At 77.7% G+C, this 1,227-nt stretch carries 1 pseudogene; it reads right to left on the reverse strand.

Going from position 1 to position 1,227, the window contains the following annotated elements:
• Positions 1-970: pseudogene (locus tag DZF91_RS23580) on the reverse strand (hypothetical protein); the annotation flags it as partial.
• Between the last annotated feature and the right edge of the window lie 257 nt (positions 971-1,227).

Consider the following 1,227-nt stretch of genomic DNA (forward strand, 5'->3'; position numbering starts at 1 on the left):
CGCCGGGTGCGACCGCCACGGCGTAGCGGCGCGGCTCGTCGGCGGCCGTGGCGATCCGCCGGGCGCGGGACGCGCGTGGGCCGAGCCGCTCCAGCGCCGCGACCACCGCGGTGCCCGGCGGGCGCGGGTTCGGTGTGCCGACCGCGTACAGCGTCCCGTGGCCGATCGCCACGCCGAGGAAGTAGGTGGCGGCGAGCGCCGAGACCGAGGCGTAGGACGCGGTGAGCCCGGTCAGGGCGGCGAGACCGATCATCGTCCAGGCGGCGACCTGCCAGCGGGTGCGGCCGGCCATCCCGACGGCGGCGACGAACGCGATCACCGGGGCGATGTCGGTGTGCACCACGGCGGTGCCCGAGCTGCCCCAGATCAGCGCGTTCAGCAGCCCGCCCGGGGCGGCCGGGACGACCCAGTCGTTCATCGCCACGGTCAGCCCGAAGGTGATCATCGCGGCGAGCACCGCGATCGCCACCCGGACGCCGTCCCGGTGGAACAGGCGTTCGACGGCGAACGCGACCGGGACGGCGAGCACGCCGAAGCTGGACGCGAGCGTCGCCAGCGACAGCAGCCAGCGGGGCGCGTGCGCGGTGCCCTCGACGATGTCGGTCTGCAGGCCGTGGGTGGTCTGCTGGGCGATGGTCACCAGCAGCATCACGGCGCCGAGGCCGATCAGCGCGGTGACGAACCGGATCGCGTCGCCGGAGCGGCGGATGCGCACCGGCCAGGGCGGCTCCTCGACCGGGACCGCGGCGGCCTCGGCGCCGCGCGCCTCCCCGCCACCGCGCCCGCCACCGTGCCCGTCGCCGTTTCCGCCCGCGTCTCCGCCGTCGTTCCCGGCGCCGTGGTCGTCCTCGCGGCCGTCCGGACGCCCGGCCTCGGGCGGGGGCGCCGCGCGGCCGGGAACGCCGGGACGCGGCTCGGCCTGGTCCGAGGCGTGCTCGGACCGTGCCGCGCCGTCCTCGGTCCGCGTCACGCCGCACCGCCGTTCCGTTATGTCGCCCCCTGCCCTGCGGTTGTCCGGGTCTCCTGAGACCGTGAGCTGCGAATATCGTACTTTCTCCGGCGTCCGCGGCGGGGGAGGGGTGGACCCGCCACGCCGACCGGCACCGGCCCCCACGCCGACGGCACCGACCCCCACACCGGACCGGAGCGGGCTTCTCGCCCGTCCGGGCCGGTCCCCGCGCCGTCCGGGCCGGTCCCCGCGCCGTCCGGGCCGGTCCCCGCGCCGTC

The sequence above is a fragment of the Actinomadura logoneensis genome, from assembly GCF_003428695.1.
Lineage (GTDB): Bacteria > Actinomycetota > Actinomycetes > Streptosporangiales > Streptosporangiaceae > Spirillospora > Spirillospora logoneensis.